Below are 580 nucleotides of genomic sequence, written 5' to 3'. Positions count from 1 at the left end.
ATTTCTCTATTATTACCGTTGCGCTGAGCTCAGTCGTTGTGAGGTTTTTCTCCGTCGCCGCCCACAGGGGGAACAGGGACGAGGCCAATGCGTATGTAAGCAATTATTTAGCCGCGTCTGTCGTGATATCTCTATTACTCGCTGTGCCGCTCGCCGGGACTGCTTTTTTTATTGACAGGATTATGAATGTACCGGCCGGGCTCTTAACGGATGTGAGGCTGTCTATCGTAATCGGCAGCGTGCTGTTTATGCTGACGTTTTTTATGGCGGGGTTCGCGACGGTGCCGTTTTTTGCCAACAAGCTTTATATCACAAGTTCCATTCAGGCCGTGCAAATGCTGGTCAGGGTGCTGTGTGTGCTCGCTCTGTTTACGTGCCTGCCGCCGAAGATCTGGCAGATCCAGCTTTCGGCATTAGCGGGAGCCGTCTGTGCAGCTGTGCTGACTTTTTTCTTCTTTAAGAAATTGATTCCGTGGTTTTCTTTCAGCCGTAAAACTTTATCATTACAGACAAGCAAAGTGCTGTTTTCGGCCGGTGCCTGGAGTTCTGTCAACCAGATCGGCGTGCTGCTGTTTCTGCA

Annotated in this window: 1 protein-coding gene; it reads left to right on the top strand. The window is 50.3% G+C overall.

Annotated features, from left to right (window positions below; all coding sequences use genetic code 11):
• Nucleotides 1–182 precede the first annotated feature (182 nt).
• Nucleotides 183–580 (top strand): hypothetical protein (locus tag ACTD9P_RS29665; protein ID WP_438870425.1); only part of this gene is annotated, 398 nt, incomplete at its 3' end.

This window comes from Pseudomonas onubensis (assembly GCF_965653655.1).
GTDB lineage: Bacteria > Pseudomonadota > Gammaproteobacteria > Pseudomonadales > Pseudomonadaceae > Aquipseudomonas.
Note: the sequence above shows the minus strand (reverse complement) of the source record. Positions and strands in the feature narration are given on the sequence as shown.